The sequence below is a fragment of the Paraburkholderia sediminicola genome, assembly GCF_902859805.1.
Lineage (GTDB): Bacteria > Pseudomonadota > Gammaproteobacteria > Burkholderiales > Burkholderiaceae > Paraburkholderia > Paraburkholderia sediminicola.
Genome location: NZ_CADIKC010000002.1, coordinates 277,242 through 294,529, shown reverse-complemented (window position 1 = coordinate 294,529; position 17,288 = coordinate 277,242). Strand labels below are relative to the sequence as shown.

The window sequence follows — 17,288 nt, the reverse complement described above, 5'->3', positions numbered from 1 at the left end:
TGATTGCAACCGGGACTGAGGGGGCAGCACATCAACAAATCATTTGAGGTGAGGGGTTCCCGCGGAAGTGCAGGGAGCGTCGCCGAGGCGAAGCCGACGGCCCCCACAAACCTCAACCGAAGCCCGTGGTTTCCCATGCAGACCTGTCCGCGACGCACGCAGTGCGGAGTGGGAGCTGATGAGTCCTTTGTCACTAGCGCGGAGTGTGCGAGAACACGGATTCCAGATGCACCACTACCCGTAAAAAACCACGGTGCCCACTTAGCATTAGCGGTTTGAGCCGCTTTCTTTTGCCTACTTTTCTTTGCGGCAAGCAAAGAAAAGTAGGTGCCCCCCCGCACAGGGGGAACGCTAATAGACCACTAACAAAGCAAGGAAAGGCACCAAAGCCAGAGCAAGGAAAGGCACCAAAGCCAGAGCAAGGAAAGGCACAAAAGCCAGAACAAGGAAAACCCCAGTAACACTAAAAATCAACCGCCGAACAGGCAAAACCCTAAACTTCTAACCCACGCCCTCTGGCAAGAGTAATAGCCGTATCTTCAATCATATCCTCCTGCCCGCCAACAAGCCGCTGCCTCCCCATTTCAACAAGAATATCCCTCGCCGGAACCCGATACTTCACTTCAGCCCGCTTGGCAAACAGCAAAAACGACGAATAAACCCCCGCATACCCAAGCGTCAACGCATCGCGATCAATCCGGATCGGCGCATCCATAATCGGCACGACCAGATCCTCGGCAACGTCCGAAATCCTGAACACATCCACGCCAGTCTGAATCCCCATCCGCTCGCACACCGCGACAAACACTTCCATCGGCGTGTTGCCGGCGCCAGCCCCAAGACCCGCAGCCGCGGCATCGATACGGTTAGCCCCCGCAGCGATAGCCGCAATCGAATTCGCGACCCCCATGGCCAGGTTGTGATGGCCGTGAAATCCGAGTTCGGTTTCCGGCTTCAGCGCCGCACGCACAAGACCAATCCGCGCAGTCACGTCATCCGGCAACATGTAGCCGGCCGAATCCGTGATGTAGATGCAGTTGGCACCGTACGATTCCATCAGGCAAGCCTGCTTGACCAGCTGCTCGGGTGACGACATATGCGCCATCATCAGAAAGCCGACGGTATCCATCTCGAGCTTGCGGGCAAGGCCAATGTGCTGCTCGGACACATCGGCTTCCGTGCAATGCGTCGCGATTCGAATCGTATGCACACCAAGCTCGTGCGCGAGCCGCAAGTGGTCGACCGTGCCGATGCCTGGCAGCAATAGCGCCGATACCTTGGCCTGCTTCACTTCCGCGATCACAGCGCTCAGATACGCTTCGTCCGTGTGCGCCGGAAAACCATAGTTGACCGATGCGCCGCCCAGGCCGTCGCCATGGGTCACTTCTATCAAGGGCACGCCGGCAGCGTCGAGACCGCGCGCGATCGAACACATCTGCTCGAGTGAAATCTGGTGACGCTTGGGATGCATGCCGTCACGCAACGTCATGTCGTGCACAGTAATGTGGGTTCCTGCTAAAGACATAGTCGGCTCCTCACGCGGTGGCAGGCGATGCGGCAAGCATCTGTTGGGCAAACAGTTCGGCGGTGCGCGCGGCAGCGGCGGTCATGATGTCGAGATTGCCGGCGTATTTCGGCAAATAGTCGCCGAGGCCTTCCACTTCCATGAACACGGATACGCGGCGGCCATCGAACACGGGGCCGTTTTTTAACGTATAGCCGGGCACGTACTGGCGAACTTCGTCAATCATGGCGTGCACGGAAGCCGTAATCGCCTCGACGTCCGGATCGGTTTCGGTCAGGCAATGGATGGTGTCGCGCATGATCAGCGGCGGCTCCGCCGGATTGATCACGATGATCGCCTTGCCCGCCGCTGCGCCACCGACTTTTTCGATCGCCTGCGCCGTTGTGCGTGTGAACTCGTCGATGTTCTTGCGCGTGCCGGGGCCGACTGAGCGCGACGACACGGTCGCGACGATCTCGCCATACACCACACGCTGCACGCGCGATACGGCATACACCATCGGAATGGTGGCCTGGCCTCCGCACGTGACCATGTTGACGTTCATGGCCTGCTGGTCGATCTGGGCGGCGAGGTTGACCGGTGGTACGCAGAAGGGGCCGATCGCGGCAGGCGTCAGGTCGATCACGCGCACACCGCGCGCGGTCAGCTTGTCGGAATGCTCGCGGTGCACGTATGCGGAGGTAGCGTCGAAGGCGATGCGGATATCGTCGGCGGCCAGATGGGGCAGCAGGCCGTCTATGCCGTCAGCGGTCGTCTTCAGTCCCATTTCGCGGGCGCGCGCGAGGCCGTCCGAGTCCGGGTCGACGCCGACCATCCACACGGGCTCGAGCACCGCGCTGCGGCGCAGTTTGTACAGCAGATCAGTGCCGATATTGCCGGGCCCGATCAACGCGCATTTGATCTTGCTCATTGAATGCATCCTCAAGGAAAAGACGGTCAATCGATCAGATGAAGCGCACGGAACAACTGCCGATGCCTTCGATCTGCATGTGCAGCTGGTCGCCGGAAACGACGGGAATCAGGGCCGCCAGCGAACCCGACAGCACGACTTCGCCGGCGAGCAGCGGTACGCCGAGTTCGCCGAGCGTGTTCGCGAGCCACGCGATGGCATCGGCCGGATGACCTAGTGCGGCCGCGCCGATTCCTTCGGCCGCGCGCTCGCCGTTCTTGTCGAGCGTCATGCGGCAGGCGGCGAGATCGAGCGAGTGGGGCGCAACACGTTCTTCGCCCAGTACGTAGACGCCGCATGACGCGTTGTCGGCCACCGTGTCGCCGATGCGGATCGCCCAATCGCGAATGCGCGAATCGACAATCTCGAAGCACGCACCGACCGCTTCGGTTGCCGCGAGCACCGCGTCTCGCGTGATGCCCGGGCCGCGCAAATCGTCTTTCAGATAGAACGCAATTTCGCCTTCGGCGCGTGGCGCGATCAGATTCGCGATGGGGATGTCTTCGCCGGCCACGTAATGCATGCCGGAAAGCAGCACGCCGAAATCCGGCTGGCGCACGTCGAGCATGTCCTGCACGGCCTGGCTCGTCACGCCGATCTTCTTGCCGACGACGGTTTCACCCGCTTCGATGCGGCGTGCGACGAAGTGCTGCTGCACGCGGTAAGCGTCGGCGAGCGATAAACCGGCGGCGCGCGCCGAGAACGGTGCAATTGGTGTGCGTTCGCACCATGCGTGGTAAAGCTCGTCGCCGAGTGTGGCGTGAAGTGTCGAAGTCATGGCGACCGCAATAAGAAAGGGAAAAGCGCCGGGGCGGGGGCTGAACCCGTCCCCCGCCGCGGCTTCAATGGAGGCGCAACGAAATCAATTGCCCGCGCCGCGAATCGCATCAGGTGAGAAGTACGCCTCGGTCAGTTGCGAGCCGCGCGTGAGCACCGGCATCGGTTCCTGATTCGCCAGACGGTCCGCGTAATAGGCGCCTGAAATCAGGTCGTGATAGAACACGGCAGTCGAGTAGAACGCTTTGGCGTCGAACGCATAGAGCGTCGGAGCGAGGTTGGTGCGCCACAAGGTGCCGCGAGCGTCGTAGTTGTCGGCGGCGACTGCGTTCCATGTGTCCTCGTCGAGATACAGCACCCGTTTCGCGTATTGATGGCGATAGCCAGACTTGAGCGTGGCTTGCAACACCCACACGCGATGCAGTTCGAAGCGCATGTATTGCGTGTTCTCGTGGCCCTTGGTCAGCAGATCGGTGTATTTGATCGACGGATCCATCAGCTTGTAGTTGTCGTACGGCACATACACTTCGCGCTTGCCGACGATCTTCCAGTCGTAACGCTCGCCCGAGCCGTTAAAGAGGCGGTCGTCGTCGACGGTGCGGAAACCGCCTGGCCCTTCGGGCTGATCGAAGCCGAACTCCGGCGCCTGGCGTACGCGCCGTGTGCCCGGGTTATATGACCACGTGCGGCGGGTGTCGGAGCCTTCCTGATCCCACATCTCATAGCCGGTGATGATCGTGCCGCGATCGGAGAGCGGCAGCATGGTGGTCTGACGGAAGAAACTCTTCGCGTTCAGCGCGTTCTTCGGCTCGAAATGGTCAGCGCTGCGCGGCCCGTAGATCGCGTACTGCACCTTGCCCCATGCAATATTGCCATCCGGGTAGACCACGGCCTGGTCGTAGGTCGCGGTTTCGCCTTCGACCGCGGATGCGAAGCGCAGATTCCACATCGCCTCGACGCCGTTCTTCGGCACGGGGAATGGCGTGACCGGCGGGAAATCCTTCAGGCCGTTCTGGTCTTTCGTCATCGTGGTGGTGGGCGAGTACAGACGGATATCCTTGTACACGGCGTCGCCATAGCTGAAATCGCGGTGGCTCGGATAGACCGGAATCTTGAAGGTATCCGGATACTTCTTGAGCAGCGCTTTCTCGCCGTCGGTGAGACGCGCTTCGTATTGCTGCATGTTTTGCGCGGTAATCACGAAGAGCGGCTTCTCGCTCGCATACGGATCGGGGAAGCGTTGGCCCGGTTTGTAGTCGACGCCCGGCGGCGTGCCGAACCATTTGCCGCTCCACGCGGGGATCGTGCCGTCGGCATTGCCCGCGCGCTCGGCGCCCATGGGCGTGAGCGGGCCTTCGAGTTTGGCGAGATCTTCCGGGCTGGTTTTGGCAAACGATGGGGCGCTGGGTGCGGCGGCGAACGCGGCGGCTGCCGCGATCACGCAGACTCGCAATGCGGGATTGAAAATTCGACTCATGACCAAATCCTCTTGCAGTAAAAAGACGGCTGATTCAAAGGGTGATGCATGCTGTGAGGCGTCCGAAACACCAGACGCCCAGTCAACAGGGAACGCAATATCAGAACGAGTAAGTCGCCGTGGCGAGCACGTAGTCGCGATCGGCGAGCGGACGATTGGTCGGGTCCGGCCGGCCGAGGAATTTCGCGTAGACCAGTCCGAGTTTCAGATTGCTCAGGCGCGTGAAGTTCACGCCTACCGTAACGCGGTGATCGCCTACGCCGGTCATCGAACCGAGTGCGCCGGCAAGTGCCGACTTGCCGGTGAAATCGTCGGCATAGGTAAGCGGCACGTCGACGTCCCAACCGTTGAAGACGTTCTTGTAGCTGAGCGTCCACGCCACTTCGAAGGCGGCGGAATTGCGCGTGTTGGCGAGCGTCGACGAACCGAGCAGCGGCGTGATGTTGCCGGCGTGTACATACGAGACTTCACCGACCAGCGTTTGCGACGCGGCGAGGAACGTCGGTCCGATCGAATAGATCGCGGACAGGTTCGACTGCCACACGTCACCGCGTGTCGATTGCGCACCGGCAGGGGTGTTCACGAGCACAGCCGCGCCCTGGCGATACGACGTTTCGCCGGCCACGTTCACGCCGTTCAGGTCGGTGGAGAAACTCAGGCCGGTGAGTTTGATGTTGTCGAAGTACTTCTGCTGGTACTGCAACGTCGGAAAGTAGGTGGTCACGACACTCGGATTCATGTCGTTGTAGTGCAGGTAGTACGCACCGATTTCGGTGTCGCCGAACACGCGCCAACGCGCGCCGAGACCCCATTGCCCGCTGTTGCCGGGACGAATGTCGTTGCCGCGCGGAATGTGAATGCCACCCGGTCCGATGATGTATTCGGCGCCGGGGCCGACCACGTCCGAATAGCTCATATAGCTGCCCGGCGCGCTCAGCTGATTTGGCTGGAAGGAAAACTGGTAGTAGCCGAGCAGGCTGAAGTTCGGCGCGATCTGCCACTGCGTCGAAATCTGCGGCACCGGCAACAGGATGTCTTTCACTTCAGCACCGGCGACGAACGATTTGGTGGCATCCGCGGGGCCTTGCGCGCCGGCAATGTTCGGGAAGAACACGCTCTCGCCCCAGGCCACCACCTGATCGCCGACCTTCACGTTCAGGCTTGTTCCAGCGAGCTTGAACGTGTTGTAGACGTAAGCCGCGAGCAATTGGGTGCGCCCGCCGGCCCAGTAATTCGCCTGTTCGGTGAAGTTGTTGTAGGTGCCGCCGTGATTCACGGTGAAGGGTGCGTTGTTGTAGTTCGAATGCTGGTACGCCTGATCGTAGAACGTGTCGGCGCGCACGAAGACACCCCAGTCGTCGTGCTTGAGGTTCACTTCACCGAGCAGGCTCACCTGATTCTCGATCAGCTTGTTCTTCGCGAAGTTGCGGTCGCCGTCGTCGCCGTTGATGTTCTCGGGCGTCAGCAAATTGCCGCTCGGCGCGCGTGTGCGCATGCCCAGGCCGTAGCCGAGCGTGAAGGTGTAATCGAGCGTGGTGTCCGCGCCGAGATTGATGGTGTCGCCCGCATAAGCCGGGGTGGTGAACGTTGTCAGCGTCGCCGCCGACGCTGCTGCCAGCACGGCGAGTCTGCATGCCGCGCACACTGCGCGCATCGCCGGTGCGCGCTCTTGTGTTCCGTTGATCTGCATCCTGTCTCCTCTGTGGTCACATCTGAAATTTGTTGTGATCAGAGGTTAGGGGGCACGTGCGGCGCGAGAATCGTCAAAACGGACTAGTCGCTTGCCCCAGGGATGCGAGGCGTGCGCGTGCGAATGCGCTCAGGGTGTCGTAGCGAACGCCTTGTGCAGATCGGTGGCGGCGAGAAAGGCGGGCACTTCGCCGCCGCCTTCGAGAATCAGGTTGCTGCCTGACGCATAGGCGGCGTGCGGTGATGCGAGGAAGAGGCACGCGGACGCAATATCGCCGGGTTTTGCGAGCCGGCCTGCGGGAATTGTCGCGGCGATGTTGTCGAGCGCGGCCGCGGCGTCTTCCGGTGACGACCCCGTGTGGCCACGGGTGGCGGCTTCGGTTTCGACGAGACTCGGGCTCACCGCGCACACGCGAACCTTGGGGGCCCATTCCACCGCGAGCGAGCGCACCGCATTCAGCAGGCCCGCCTTCGCCGCGCCATAGGCCGCTGTTCCCGGGGACGCCCGCAAACCGCTCACGCTGCCGATGAATAGCAGGACGCCGCCTTCCGGTTGCTGTTGCATCAACGCATTTGCACGTTGCGCGATCTGAAGCGGCGCCACCAGGTTCAGGCGGATGACGCCTTCGGTGAAGCGCGGTGAGGCCTGCGCGGCGAGCGCGAACGGTGCACCGCCTGCATTGCTGACGAGCACGTCGAGCCGGCCGGCTTCGCGTTCGATCTGCGCGAGCAGCGCGTCGATTGTGTCGATGTCGCGCACGTCCGCGGCGATGAAACGCGGGGCGTTCTCAGGAAAACCCGCAACCGTGCTTGCGGGCGGCGTGCGTCCGCATACGTACACGGTAGCGCCCGCGTCGCTGAAAGCCTGCGCGATGGCCGCGCCGATCCCTTTGGTGCCGCCCGTCACCAGCACCACCTTGCCGCTGAAATCAAACCCGCTCATTGCCGTTGTCTCCCGCTGTTCATGTGGGGCCGATGGTAGGAGAAATGCGGCGTGGCCTCGTAGTCTGAAAAGACGATGCCTGGCTGCGGATTCGACGGGATGATGCTTTCGCTGGCGACCTTCATACAATCTGCCGCGCCGAAGAGCGCGGCGCGACAAAGGAGACAAGCGCGCATGAATGCAACACCCACCGAGTCCCAACACGCAGACACGCACGGTCAATCACGTAGCGCGCCACCCGTCCTGCAGGCGCCCAAGGGGATTTTCACGGAGGTCCCCGGCGGCCTGACACTGCATCATTTCGAAGCCGGCAGCGGCGCGCCCGTTGTGTTCATCCACGGCAGCGGCCCAGGCGCCAGCGGCTTCAGTAACTTCAAGCACAACTACCCGCAGTTCGCAGCAGCCGGTCATCGCGCGATCGTGGTCGATTTGCCGGGCTATGGCGCGTCGTCGAAACCTGCGGACGTGCACTACACACTCGATTTCTTCGTGAGCGCATTGCGCGCGCAGCTCACGGCGAACGGCATTGGCCGGGCGACTTTGCTCGGCAATTCGCTCGGCGGCGCGATCGCGCTGCAATACGCGCTCGACTATCCGGAAGACGTCGACAGCCTGATCATGATGGCGCCGGGCGGTGTAGAGGAACGCGAGACCTACTTCAAAATGGAGGGCATCCAGAAGATGGTGTCGCTCTTCACGAACCGCCAGATGAATCGGTTGACGATGCGGCAATTGCTTGAACTGCTGGTGTTCGATCGCAGCCTTGTCACCGACGCGCTGGTCGAAGAACGTCTCGCCGTGTGTGAACACCAGCCGCCGGAAGTGCTGTCGACGATGCGCGTGCCCAACCTGACTGACCGGCTCGGCGAACTCAAATGCCCCGTACTGGGTTTCTGGGGCACCGATGACCGCTTCAATCCGGCCAGCGGCGCGATGCGGTTTCTCGAGCACTGCGCCGACGCGCGCTTTGTCCTGATGAATCGTTGCGGGCATTGGGTGATGGTCGAGCATCGGCGATATTTCAATCGCGAATGTCTGGAATTTCTCGCGGAACGGCGCGCCGCTTGAGGCATGCTTCGAATGCGGCGTGACGGGTCCGGCTGACGTGGCCGACACGGAGGCCGCAAGGCTACGCGCCACAGAAACCCTAACTACAACATGACGGAGACGGTATGACATTTCCCCATCAACTGTTCGACATGAGCGGCAAAGTGACCGCCATCACCGGCGGCGCGCGCGGCATCGGTGCGCAGACAGCACGCACTCTGGCGGCAGCCGGCTCGGCGATCGCGGTGCTCGACGTACTGACGGAACCCGGCGAGCAACTGGTCGCGGAGATCAATGAGTCGGGCGGCCGCGCCGCGTTCTGGAAGATGGACGTCACGCAGGAAGACAACGTGCAGCGCGTGTTCGGCGAAATCGCCACGCGCTTTGGACGGCTCGACGCCCTGGTGAACAACGCTGGGATCGAAGGCGCGAATCTGCCCACGCACGAAATGACGCTGCAGCAATGGCAGAAAGTCATCGACGTCAATGTGACGGGCGTGTTCCTCTGCACCAAGTACGCGATTCCGCACATGCTGACGGCGGGCGGCGGCTCGATCGTGAATCTGTCGTCGATGTATGGGCTGGTCGGCGGCCCGGACGTGCCGGCGTATCACGCGTCGAAGGGCGCGGTGCGGCTGATGGCGAAGACCGAAGCGATGCTGTACGCCACGCAGAACATCCGCGCGAATTCCGTGCACCCCGGTTTTATCCGCACGCCGCTCCTGGAAGAAGCGTTCGCAAAGCTCGGCGACCCGGAGCAGATTTTCGAGCATATGAAAACGCTGGTGCCGCTTGCGAAGATCGGCGATCCGCAAGATATCGCGGCGGGCATCCTGTATCTGGTGTCGCCGGCCGGCCGCTACGTGACCGGCACGGAACTGGTGATCGACGGCGGCTACACCGCGCGCTAGGAGGACGGATGAACACCAGTGAAAACATGAAGGCGCGCCTCGTCGACTACATCGAGGCGTTCAATGCCGCCGATGCTGCACGCGTCGTTGCGCTATTCGCCGACAACGCGAGCGTCGAAGATCCGGTCGGCACGCCCCTGAAAGAGGGCAGGAGCGAGATCGAAACGTTCTATACGTATGCGACTTCGGTGGGCGCGCGGCTCGAGCTGATGGCGCCGCCGCGCGGCTCGCACGGCAATAGCGCGTCGATCAGCTTTCGCGTGCATATCACGGGGCAAGACGGCCGGCCCGCGCATATCGACGTGACCGACGTGATGGACTTCGACGCCGACGGCAAGATTCTGCGCATGCGTGCGTACTGGGGCGCCGACGACTATCACGTGCTCGCTGACGCGAGCTGAACCGGAACGGCGGCGCGATGGCGCTCTACGAGTTCAACGGTAAGCGGCCGCGTGTCGATCCGTCAGCGTATGTTCATCCGAGCGCCGTGCTGATCGGCGACGTGACGGTGGCCGCCTGCTGTTACATCGGGCCGCATGCGAGCCTGCGGGGGGATTTCGGCGCGGTGATCGTGGAGCGTGGCAGCAACGTGCAGGACAGTTGTGTGCTGCACACCGGCGTGGCGAATGCTTGCCGGCTTGGCGTCGACAGTCATGTCGGGCACAGCGCGATCATTCACGGCGCGACATTGGAGCCGAACACGATGGTGGGCATGCATGCGGTTGTCATGGACGGCGTCGTGCTCGGCGAGGCGAGCATCGTGGCCGCTTGCGCGTTCGTCAAGAAGGACTGGCGGGTGCCGGCGGGCGTGTTGGTGGCCGGCGTGCCAGGGCGGGTGGTGCGCACCCTCAGCGAGGACGAGATCATGGCGAAATCGTCCGGAACCCGGCTTTACCAGCAGCTTGCGGCAGATTGCCTGCGCACCTTGCGCAGTGTTTGAGGTTCGACGCCGCGCCTTGCGCGATGTCGCGTGCTGTCGCGCGATGTCATTGAGGCCGGCGCGTAACAGGCGTACCGATGCGGCCAGCGCTAACAAGCGAGCTGCCGCGGCCAACCAGCAGATGCGCTGGCCGCGGCTCGCTTTCATCCATCTACTACGTCACATACCCCTGCGCCACATTGATCAGCTGCACGCGATTGCGCACGTTGAACAACTGCCGCAAGCGCCGCAAGTGGTAGTCGACGTTATGCGGCGACAGCCCGAGGAAATAGGCAATTTCCTTGTCGCGCTGCCCCTGCACAACCGCCTTCAGCACTGCATGCTGCAGTTCGCTCAGCGAGACGCGCTGCTGCTGCTCGGGTGCAATCCCGATCACGCTTTTCGCGTGCATCCAGATGAACTCATGGATCGTGTGCGCGAACATCAGCGTTTCGGCCACGATCGATTCCGTCATCCAGCGCGGGTTGCCGATCTCCGAGTTGAAGCACAGGCTCGCGCTCAGCTCCGGCTCGGGTAGCGGCATCTGCGTGAGAATCCCGCTTTTGCGGCCGGTGGCCTCCAGCATGTCGATCAACCCGCCGAGCCGCTCGCTGCGCATCTGCGCGCGCGGCAGGTCGGCGCGCATGTCGGCGGTGTTCCAGAGGAACGGCATGCCGGTCGGCGACGCGAGCGCGACGCGCGGATCGAGCTCGAAATAACGCTCGCGAAAATAGCGCGTGAGCCACGTCTGCGACTCGTAGCTGGTCAGCACGAACATCGACTTGTGATGCGCGGTGGTGCGCGTGGCCGAATAGCTGAACGAGTCGAAGCCGAGTTGTTTGATGCGCCGCCGCACGAATTCGATGCGGTCCTGCGCACTGCCAAAACGCACCAGCGGACTGATGACTGGCGCTGCACGTCGTGAGGCGGGCGAGGGCGTGCCGATCTCCTCTTCTGTGAAAAGAGTCAGGAAACCGCCGGCCGATATGCCTGACGCCATGCGGGTTGAAGTTCTGGATGCTTCAGCCGCGTGGGCTGAATTCTCGAGTTGCCGCGTGCCGGCCGGGTAAGCCGGTTGTGCGGTAACCGCTGAGTTGTATGCCGCCGACACGTGGCTGGCCTCGCCTTGCGGCGAGCCCGTCAGCCAATGCGGCAACGTATCGCATTCGTGTTCCATGAAACGGTAGCTCCGGCGTTCGAAACGCGTGAAAGACGACAACCTGGATGATTAACTATTTCCAAATATTACGGTAGCCGGTTCCTTGCTATCATTTTTGAGATCTTGCGCTGACCTCTAACCGACGACGCGGGTGCGGCAGGGTTTGCTCATGTGCATATAGGACCTCCCTGAAAGAGACGTGATGGCAAAAATTCCAAAGCTGACAACGACGCTTGCCTACGACCGCTATATGGCGGGCCAGAAACTGGTGTCGAGCGTGGATCGCCCGTGGCGGCACCTGGTGCTGCGCTCGTATCTCGAACCTGACGAGCAGGAACTGCTGGAGGCGCCCGGCCTGCAGGACGTCACGCTGATGACGCTCGGCAGCGGCGCCGAACACCTCGAGCGCAACCTGGACGGACGCTGGGAGAGCGCCGACCTGCGTATGGGCGACGTCTGGTTCGTGCCGCCCGTGCCGATCTCGTGGCGCTGGCGTTCGATCAGCGATGAACCGCTGTCGACCGTTCATTTGCACCTGGAGCGCAGCCTGATCGACAGCGTCGCCGACCAGATGGAACTGGGTGGTTCACGCGAACTGTCGCTGGGCGACGCAATGCAGTTCCACGATCCACTGATCGCCGAGATGCTTGGCGCATTGCATCGCGCCGCGGGCGATCCCGCCGACTCGCGGCTGTATGTCGACGCGCTGACCCACGCGCTCGCCGCTCATCTGTTGCAACATTACTCGCGTGGCCGTCACGCCAAGGCCGGCCTGCCGCCGCATCCCGAGCGTCTGGTGCCACGCCGCATTCGCCGTGTAACCGATTACATTCGCGACAATCTTGCCGCCGATCTGGCCATCAGCGAACTGGCCGCGCAGGCCGGGTTAAGCAGCTTCCACTTTGCGCGTGTGTTCCGCCGCGAGACCGGTGAAACACCCCATCAGTTCGTCACGCGCCTGCGTCTCGAGGAAGCCGCGAAGCTGCTGCGCGCCACCGATCAGCCGGTGCTGCAAATCGCGCTTGCGGTTGGTTTCGAGAATGCCAGTCACTTCTCCGTGCAGTTCAAGCGTGGCTACGGCGTCACGCCGCTTGCCTACCGGCTGCGCGGCTGAGCGTCAGGTTGCGCGGCTGGATCGTGCGGGTGGCTCGCCAATATGCGATGCCCGAGCTGCATGCCGACGTTTGACGGCACGCGGGATTCGTCGGTCGCGACACGCTATGCTGCTGTGCAGAGCGGGGGCGCCCAATCGCTGCGTGGCAGCGTGTATCGAGGGCGGTCGCGGTGGGTTGTCGAGGGCAAGGTTTGATGAAGCGCCGAAAACGGCAATCACGCACTTTTCGCAGTTTGCTGCGCATTGCGCGGCTTGCAAACTACGAAGTTTCGTGGCGCGATTGAGGATGAACCTGGCATGGATGCGCCTCGCTGCTGTTCCGGCCAATTTTGAAGCCGTCGGGTGCCATGCGCGGTGACGGATAAAACCGCCTGCAACCGTTGCACTTGCTAGGTTGCGTTATTACACAGTGAGGCGCAATGAACGCGTGGCGGCCTGTGCGATGCGAGGCTGTCTCCCTGCCACTGGACTAACTGGCCTGACCAGTTATATAGCAACTGTATCTGTCGAAGCCTTGCACCGGCCGACAGAATGTTGTGCCGACGGCTTGGCCCCAGCCGGCGTCTGACCGACCCTTCCACTCACCCTTTCACACCGGATACCTAGCGATGACCCGACTCCGAATCACCTCCTGCGGCCACGTCTTTACCGCCGAAACGCATCCCGACGCGCCGCAAACGGTGGCCGCCTTTCTGAAGCTTCTGCCGTACCGTCAGAAGATCATTCATGTGCGCTGGAGCGGCGAAGGCTGCTGGGTTCCGCTCGGCGACTTCAAGCTTGAAAACGACGGTGTGGCGGTCGGCTTCGAAAATCATACAAGCCATCCTTCGGTGGGCGACATCCTGTTCTATCCGGGCGGCTACAGCGAAACGGAGATCATTCTTGCGTACGGCTCGTGCTGCTTCGCAAGCAAGCTCGGCCAGCTCGCGGGCAATCATTTCCTGACCATCGTCGAAGGCAAGGAAAAGCTGCGCGAACTCGGCACCAAGGTGCTGTGGGAAGGCGCGCAAGAAGTATTGTTCGAGAAGATCTGAAGCTCTGAAGCGGCGGTGCGATGTATCCGCAGTAGCCGCAGGCGGTGGGTGGGGGAAGGCGCGCAACGCGTGCCGCGCGTTGTGAAGCTTTGCTCGCACCCCGCACGTTAGATCGCGCGAGGTGCGGTGCAACACTTAACTTACTTGAACAGCTTCATCGCCTGCGTGAGCGTATTGAACACGCCCCACGCCAGCGGCAGCGTCACATACAGCCAGAAGACGGCGAGCTTGACCTTGTTGGTCGGATGAACGGCTTGAACGGTCGACATGCGAGTCTCCTTAGGCGCCTTTGGCGAGTTGTGCGTCGGTCATGTGGTGTTTGGCGTCGACGCGCTTGACCAGCCGGTTGCAGACGAAACCGATCACCAGCAGCACCACCATGATGTGGATCGTCATCGTGTAGGCGTCCGCCTTGGCCACGCCGTGCGCCACCTGATAGGCACGGATGTAATTCACCAGCACCGGACCGGCGACACCCGCCGCGGCCCACGCAGTCAGCAGACGGCCGTGAATGCCGCCGACGAACGCTGTGCCGAACATGTCCGCGAGATACGCGGGCACCGTCGCGAAACCACCGCCGTACATCGACAGGATCACGCAGTACGCGAGCACGAACAGGGCGATCTGGCCGGAAGCCGCAAAGCCGGGTACGAGGTAGTACAGCACGGCGCCGAGCGCGAAGAAGATGAAGTACGTGTTCTTGCGGCCAATCCAGTCTGAAGCCGACGCCCACACGAAACGGCCGCCCATGTTGAACAGTGAGAGCAGGCCGACGAAACCGGCCGCCGCGGCAGCCGTCACGGTGTCCTTGAAGCTCTCCTGAATCATCACCGACGCCTGGCCGAGAATGCCGATGCCGGCCGTCACGTTCAGGAACAGCACCAGCCAGATCAGGTAGAACTGCGGCGTCTTCAACGCCTGATCGATGTGCACGTGGTTACGCGAAATCATCTTCTTCTGGGTGGTCTCGGGCGGCGTCCAGCCGGCCGGCTTCCAGTCCGCCGGCGGCACGCGAATCGCGAGCGCGCCGATCGACATCGAGATGAAGTACGCAATGCCGAGCACGACGAAGGTCTCGGCCACGCCGATGCTGGTCGCGCTGCGGAAGTGATTCATCAGCGCCACCGACAACGGCGCGGCAATCATCGCGCCGCCGCCGAAGCCCATGATCGCCATGCCGGTCGCCATGCCGCGACGGTCCGGGAACCAGCGGATCAACGTCGATACCGGCGAGACGTAACCGAGCCCGAGGCCGATCCCGCCGATCACGCCGTAGCCGAGATAGAGCAGCGCGATCTGATGCAGATGCACGCCGAGCGCGGAGACGAGGAAGCCGCCGCCGAAACAGCACGCCGCGGTAAACATCGTGCGGCGCGGGCCGACATGTTCGAGCCACTTGCCGGCAAACGCCGCCGACAAACCCAGGAACACGATCGCCAGCGAAAAGATCCAGCCAAGCGAGGTCAGCGACCAGTCGTCAGCGGCGGATTGCGTAATGCCGATGACTTTGGTGAGCGGACCGTTGAACACGGAGAAGGCGTACGCCTGACCGATACAAAGGTGAACGGCGAGCGCCGCGGGTGGAACCATCCAGCGCGAAAACCCCGGTTTCGCGATGGTGGCCTGTTTGGAAAAGAATGGGGCTGAGCCTGAATTCCCGCTCGGCTCGGTGATGCTGCTCATGGTCGGTCTCCGGTGTGACGAATGCTTTGTTATCGGCGTTTCTTACGGAATGCTTTAGTGTCGCGGCGTAAAAATTGCAGATTCGTGTGGCCTTGATATATGTATTTTTATTTCATATGAAGATCGTCAAATTCGGACAAAACTCGTTTCGTCGAACGATAGGGCGCGAATCTGGCGTTTGCAATATGAGATTTAAATGCATAAGGCATTAGCCTGGTGAAATACGACTGTAATTTTTTGAAATGCGGCAATGCGGCACGAACGCGGGGAAGGGACTACCGGATGCAAGGCAGTCAGTGTCTGGAATCGGCAAAAAGCGGAGTGTTGGGGGGGAGCGAGGGGGAAGCGGGTGGTACACCTCCACCCGCGAGAGATCTAACGTTCGTTCAAAAGCCAACGGGCCGGCGTGGCACCTTTGCCACGCCGGCCCGTCGCAATCCTCATCGGCGAAAATCAGGCGACTGTGCGCCCTGTCTTCATCTTCGCCGCCACGAGTACCGAGATCAGGCAGCCGATCGCCAGATACGCCGCCACCGGATGCCAGGAGCCGTCGGCAAAGCTGACCAGCGCCACCGCGATAAACGGCGTGAAGCCGCCGCCCACCACGCTCGCCACCTGATAACCGACACCCGCGCCGCTATAGCGGTACTCGGTGCCGAACAGTTCGGTGAACATCGGCTGCTGCACGCTCACGACCATGTCGTGGGCGACGTTGGCAAGCATGACCGCGAAGATCACGATCCACACCGTCGAGCGGGCTTCGAGGGCGAGGAAGAATGGCACCGCGCTGAACATGCCGACCAGCGCGCCGATGATATACACGCGCCGGCGGCCGAAGCGGTCCGCAAGCCACGCGAAGCACGGAATCGTCACGCAGCTCACCGCGCCGACCAGCAGACCGATCGAGAGGAAGAACTCGCGCGGCATGTGCAGATTCGCCGTTGAGTAGTTCAGTGCGAAGGCGGTCACGATATACATCGTGAACAGCTCGGCAAGGCGCAGTGCGATGATCAGCAGAAAGGCCTTGGGGTGCTTCAGCAAGGCCTCGACGATCGGCAGCCGCACGCTGCGTTCACCCCGTTCGCCGACCTTCTCGACGAACTCCTTCGATTCTTCCATGCTCGAGCGGATCCACAGCGCGATCAGCACCAGCACCACACTGAACAGGAAGGGCAGGCGCCAGCCCCAGCTCAGGAACGACGCGTTGTCCATCGAGCGGCTGATGATCGCGACCAGCCCGGTCGAGAGCACCAGACCCACGCCATAGCCGACCTGCACGCCGCTGCTGTAGAACGCCTTCTTCTTCTCCGGCGCGCTTTCGACCGCCATCAAGGCAGCGCCGCCCCATTCGCCGCCGACCGCGAAGCCCTGGATCGCGCGCAATGTGACGAGCAGCACCGGCGCCCACCAGCCGATGGTGGAGAAAGCCGGCAGCAGGCCGATTGCCGCGGTGGAGAGGCCCATCATCATCACCGTGAGGACCAGCATGCGCTTGCGTCCAAGCCGGTCGCCGTAGTGACCGAACACGAAGCCGCCGAGCGGCCGGAACAGAAAGCCGACGCCAAAGGTTGCGAATGCGGCGAGCGTGCCCATTGCCGGGCTGACTTTCGGGAAGAACTCGGCGTTGAAGACGAGCGCGGCGACGATGCCGTACAGCAGAAAGTCATACCAGTCGACTACGGCGCCGACAAAGCTGCCGAGCGCCGCCTTGCGTGCCTGGCTGCGTGCCGCGCGGTTGTCGGTGATGACCGTTTTCGGCGCTCTCGGGATAGTGGTACTCATAGGACGGTGTCTCCTTCGAATTCTCGGATGCTGTCTGGGAGCGCGCGGCAGATGCAGGGCAGGGGCTGCTACGACCCATCACAGGATTCCTCGAAGGTTAATGATGCATAGCGGTTCCCACAATCCGCATTCGGGTGGATTTGCGCGATCATCGAACGCGACTGCGCGCATAGCGCGCGTTTTGCGCGTTTACACCGAGCTTCAGATGTTGGGACAAGCAGAGGAACCGCCCGCGGGTTGCCCGTGCTACCTTGGCAATGCAATCCTATAAACAACATC

At 62.1% G+C, this 17,288-nt stretch carries 16 protein-coding genes; 6 read left to right on the top strand and 10 right to left on the bottom strand.

Annotated features, from left to right (window positions below; translation table 11 throughout):
- Positions 1-493: 493 nt before the first annotated feature.
- From dmpG to R8871_RS09825, 6 genes are all read right to left on the bottom strand, one after another.
- On the bottom strand, positions 494-1,525 hold the full coding sequence (gene dmpG, locus R8871_RS09850) for a 4-hydroxy-2-oxovalerate aldolase (protein WP_175050262.1): 1,032 nt from the start codon (positions 1,523-1,525) through the stop codon (positions 494-496).
- Positions 1,526-1,535: 10 nt separating this feature from the next.
- Entirely contained in the window at positions 1,536-2,435 is a 900-nt protein-coding gene (locus R8871_RS09845; protein WP_093633015.1) for an acetaldehyde dehydrogenase (acetylating), read from the bottom strand.
- 34 nt (positions 2,436-2,469) lie between these two features.
- Positions 2,470-3,252: a 2-oxopent-4-enoate hydratase gene (gene dmpE, locus R8871_RS09840; protein WP_175050261.1), complete on the bottom strand. Its 783-nt coding sequence runs from the start codon at positions 3,250-3,252 to the stop codon at positions 2,470-2,472.
- 84 nt (positions 3,253-3,336) lie between these two features.
- A complete protein-coding gene (locus R8871_RS09835; protein ID WP_175050260.1) occupies positions 3,337-4,728 on the bottom strand; it encodes a DUF1329 domain-containing protein in 1,392 nt (463 codons plus the stop codon).
- Positions 4,729-4,828: 100 nt separating this feature from the next.
- Positions 4,829-6,418, bottom strand: coding sequence for a DUF1302 domain-containing protein (locus R8871_RS09830; protein WP_175050259.1), 1,590 nt, complete (start codon positions 6,416-6,418; stop codon positions 4,829-4,831).
- A 129-nt stretch (positions 6,419-6,547) separates the two neighbouring features.
- Positions 6,548-7,360, bottom strand: a complete 813-nt coding sequence (locus R8871_RS09825; RefSeq protein WP_175050258.1) for an SDR family oxidoreductase — start codon at positions 7,358-7,360, stop codon at positions 6,548-6,550.
- 174 nt (positions 7,361-7,534) lie between these two features.
- Between R8871_RS09825 and R8871_RS09820 the strand changes: the two genes are divergently transcribed.
- From R8871_RS09820 to R8871_RS09805, 4 genes are all read left to right on the top strand, one after another.
- Positions 7,535-8,428 carry an alpha/beta fold hydrolase gene (locus tag R8871_RS09820; RefSeq protein WP_175050257.1) on the top strand — a complete coding sequence of 298 codons (894 nt, stop codon included), beginning with the start codon at positions 7,535-7,537 and terminating at the stop codon, positions 8,426-8,428.
- Between the two features lie 104 nt (positions 8,429-8,532).
- Positions 8,533-9,318, top strand: coding sequence for an SDR family NAD(P)-dependent oxidoreductase (locus R8871_RS09815; RefSeq protein ID WP_175050256.1), 786 nt, complete (start codon positions 8,533-8,535; stop codon positions 9,316-9,318).
- 8 nt (positions 9,319-9,326) lie between these two features.
- Complete coding sequence (locus R8871_RS09810; protein ID WP_175050255.1) at positions 9,327-9,719, top strand: nuclear transport factor 2 family protein; 393 nt, start codon at positions 9,327-9,329, stop codon at positions 9,717-9,719.
- Positions 9,720-9,736: 17 nt separating this feature from the next.
- Entirely contained in the window at positions 9,737-10,258 is a 522-nt protein-coding gene (locus tag R8871_RS09805) for an acyltransferase (RefSeq protein WP_175050254.1), read from the top strand.
- A gap of 154 nt (positions 10,259-10,412) precedes the next feature.
- Here the strand turns inward: R8871_RS09805 and R8871_RS09800 are convergent, their stop codons facing one another.
- A complete protein-coding gene (locus R8871_RS09800) occupies positions 10,413-11,414 on the bottom strand; it encodes a helix-turn-helix transcriptional regulator (protein ID WP_175050253.1) in 1,002 nt (333 codons plus the stop codon).
- Positions 11,415-11,598: 184 nt separating this feature from the next.
- Here R8871_RS09800 and R8871_RS09795 point away from each other — a divergent pair, with 184 nt between their 5' ends.
- Together R8871_RS09795 and R8871_RS09790 are read left to right on the top strand one after the other, a co-directional pair.
- A complete protein-coding gene (locus R8871_RS09795; RefSeq protein ID WP_175050252.1) occupies positions 11,599-12,510 on the top strand; it encodes a helix-turn-helix domain-containing protein in 912 nt (303 codons plus the stop codon).
- A 608-nt stretch (positions 12,511-13,118) separates the two neighbouring features.
- Positions 13,119-13,544, top strand: a complete 426-nt coding sequence (locus R8871_RS09790) for a DUF3830 family protein (RefSeq protein WP_054042606.1) — start codon at positions 13,119-13,121, stop codon at positions 13,542-13,544.
- 140 nt (positions 13,545-13,684) lie between these two features.
- Here the strand turns inward: R8871_RS09790 and R8871_RS09785 are convergent, their stop codons facing one another.
- The 3 genes from R8871_RS09785 to shiA form a co-directional block, all read right to left on the bottom strand.
- Positions 13,685-13,813 carry an MFS transporter small subunit gene (locus tag R8871_RS09785; protein ID WP_175050251.1) on the bottom strand — a complete coding sequence of 43 codons (129 nt, stop codon included), beginning with the start codon at positions 13,811-13,813 and terminating at the stop codon, positions 13,685-13,687.
- Positions 13,814-13,823: 10 nt separating this feature from the next.
- Positions 13,824-15,227: an L-lactate MFS transporter gene (locus R8871_RS09780; RefSeq protein WP_175050250.1), complete on the bottom strand. Its 1,404-nt coding sequence runs from the start codon at positions 15,225-15,227 to the stop codon at positions 13,824-13,826.
- Positions 15,228-15,680: 453 nt separating this feature from the next.
- Entirely contained in the window at positions 15,681-17,009 is a 1,329-nt protein-coding gene (gene shiA, locus R8871_RS09775) for a shikimate transporter (RefSeq protein WP_175050249.1), read from the bottom strand.
- Positions 17,010-17,288: the final 279 nt, after the last annotated feature.

Bases quoted from the DNA above. Each gene is read 5' to 3' on its own strand.
- shiA (WP_175050249.1), bottom strand. From the start codon at position 17,009: ATGAGTACCACTATCCCGAGAGCGCCGAAAACGGTCATCACCGACAAC.
- R8871_RS09825 (WP_175050258.1), bottom strand. From the start codon at position 7,360: ATGAGCGGGTTTGATTTCAGCGGCAAGGTGGTGCTGGTGACGGGCGGC.
- R8871_RS09790 (WP_054042606.1), top strand. From the start codon at position 13,119: ATGACCCGACTCCGAATCACCTCCTGCGGCCACGTCTTTACCGCCGAA.
- R8871_RS09800 (WP_175050253.1), bottom strand. From the start codon at position 11,414: ATGGAACACGAATGCGATACGTTGCCGCATTGGCTGACGGGCTCGCCG.
- R8871_RS09795 (WP_175050252.1), top strand. From the start codon at position 11,599: ATGGCAAAAATTCCAAAGCTGACAACGACGCTTGCCTACGACCGCTAT.
- R8871_RS09805 (WP_175050254.1), top strand. From the start codon at position 9,737: ATGGCGCTCTACGAGTTCAACGGTAAGCGGCCGCGTGTCGATCCGTCA.
- R8871_RS09815 (WP_175050256.1), top strand. From the start codon at position 8,533: ATGACATTTCCCCATCAACTGTTCGACATGAGCGGCAAAGTGACCGCC.
- R8871_RS09845 (WP_093633015.1), bottom strand. From the start codon at position 2,435: ATGAGCAAGATCAAATGCGCGTTGATCGGGCCCGGCAATATCGGCACT.
- R8871_RS09810 (WP_175050255.1), top strand. From the start codon at position 9,327: ATGAACACCAGTGAAAACATGAAGGCGCGCCTCGTCGACTACATCGAG.
- dmpG (WP_175050262.1), bottom strand. From the start codon at position 1,525: ATGTCTTTAGCAGGAACCCACATTACTGTGCACGACATGACGTTGCGT.
- R8871_RS09780 (WP_175050250.1), bottom strand. From the start codon at position 15,227: ATGAGCAGCATCACCGAGCCGAGCGGGAATTCAGGCTCAGCCCCATTC.
- R8871_RS09830 (WP_175050259.1), bottom strand. From the start codon at position 6,418: ATGCAGATCAACGGAACACAAGAGCGCGCACCGGCGATGCGCGCAGTG.
- R8871_RS09820 (WP_175050257.1), top strand. From the start codon at position 7,535: ATGAATGCAACACCCACCGAGTCCCAACACGCAGACACGCACGGTCAA.
- dmpE (WP_175050261.1), bottom strand. From the start codon at position 3,252: ATGACTTCGACACTTCACGCCACACTCGGCGACGAGCTTTACCACGCA.
- R8871_RS09785 (WP_175050251.1), bottom strand. From the start codon at position 13,813: ATGTCGACCGTTCAAGCCGTTCATCCGACCAACAAGGTCAAGCTCGCC.
- R8871_RS09835 (WP_175050260.1), bottom strand. From the start codon at position 4,728: ATGAGTCGAATTTTCAATCCCGCATTGCGAGTCTGCGTGATCGCGGCA.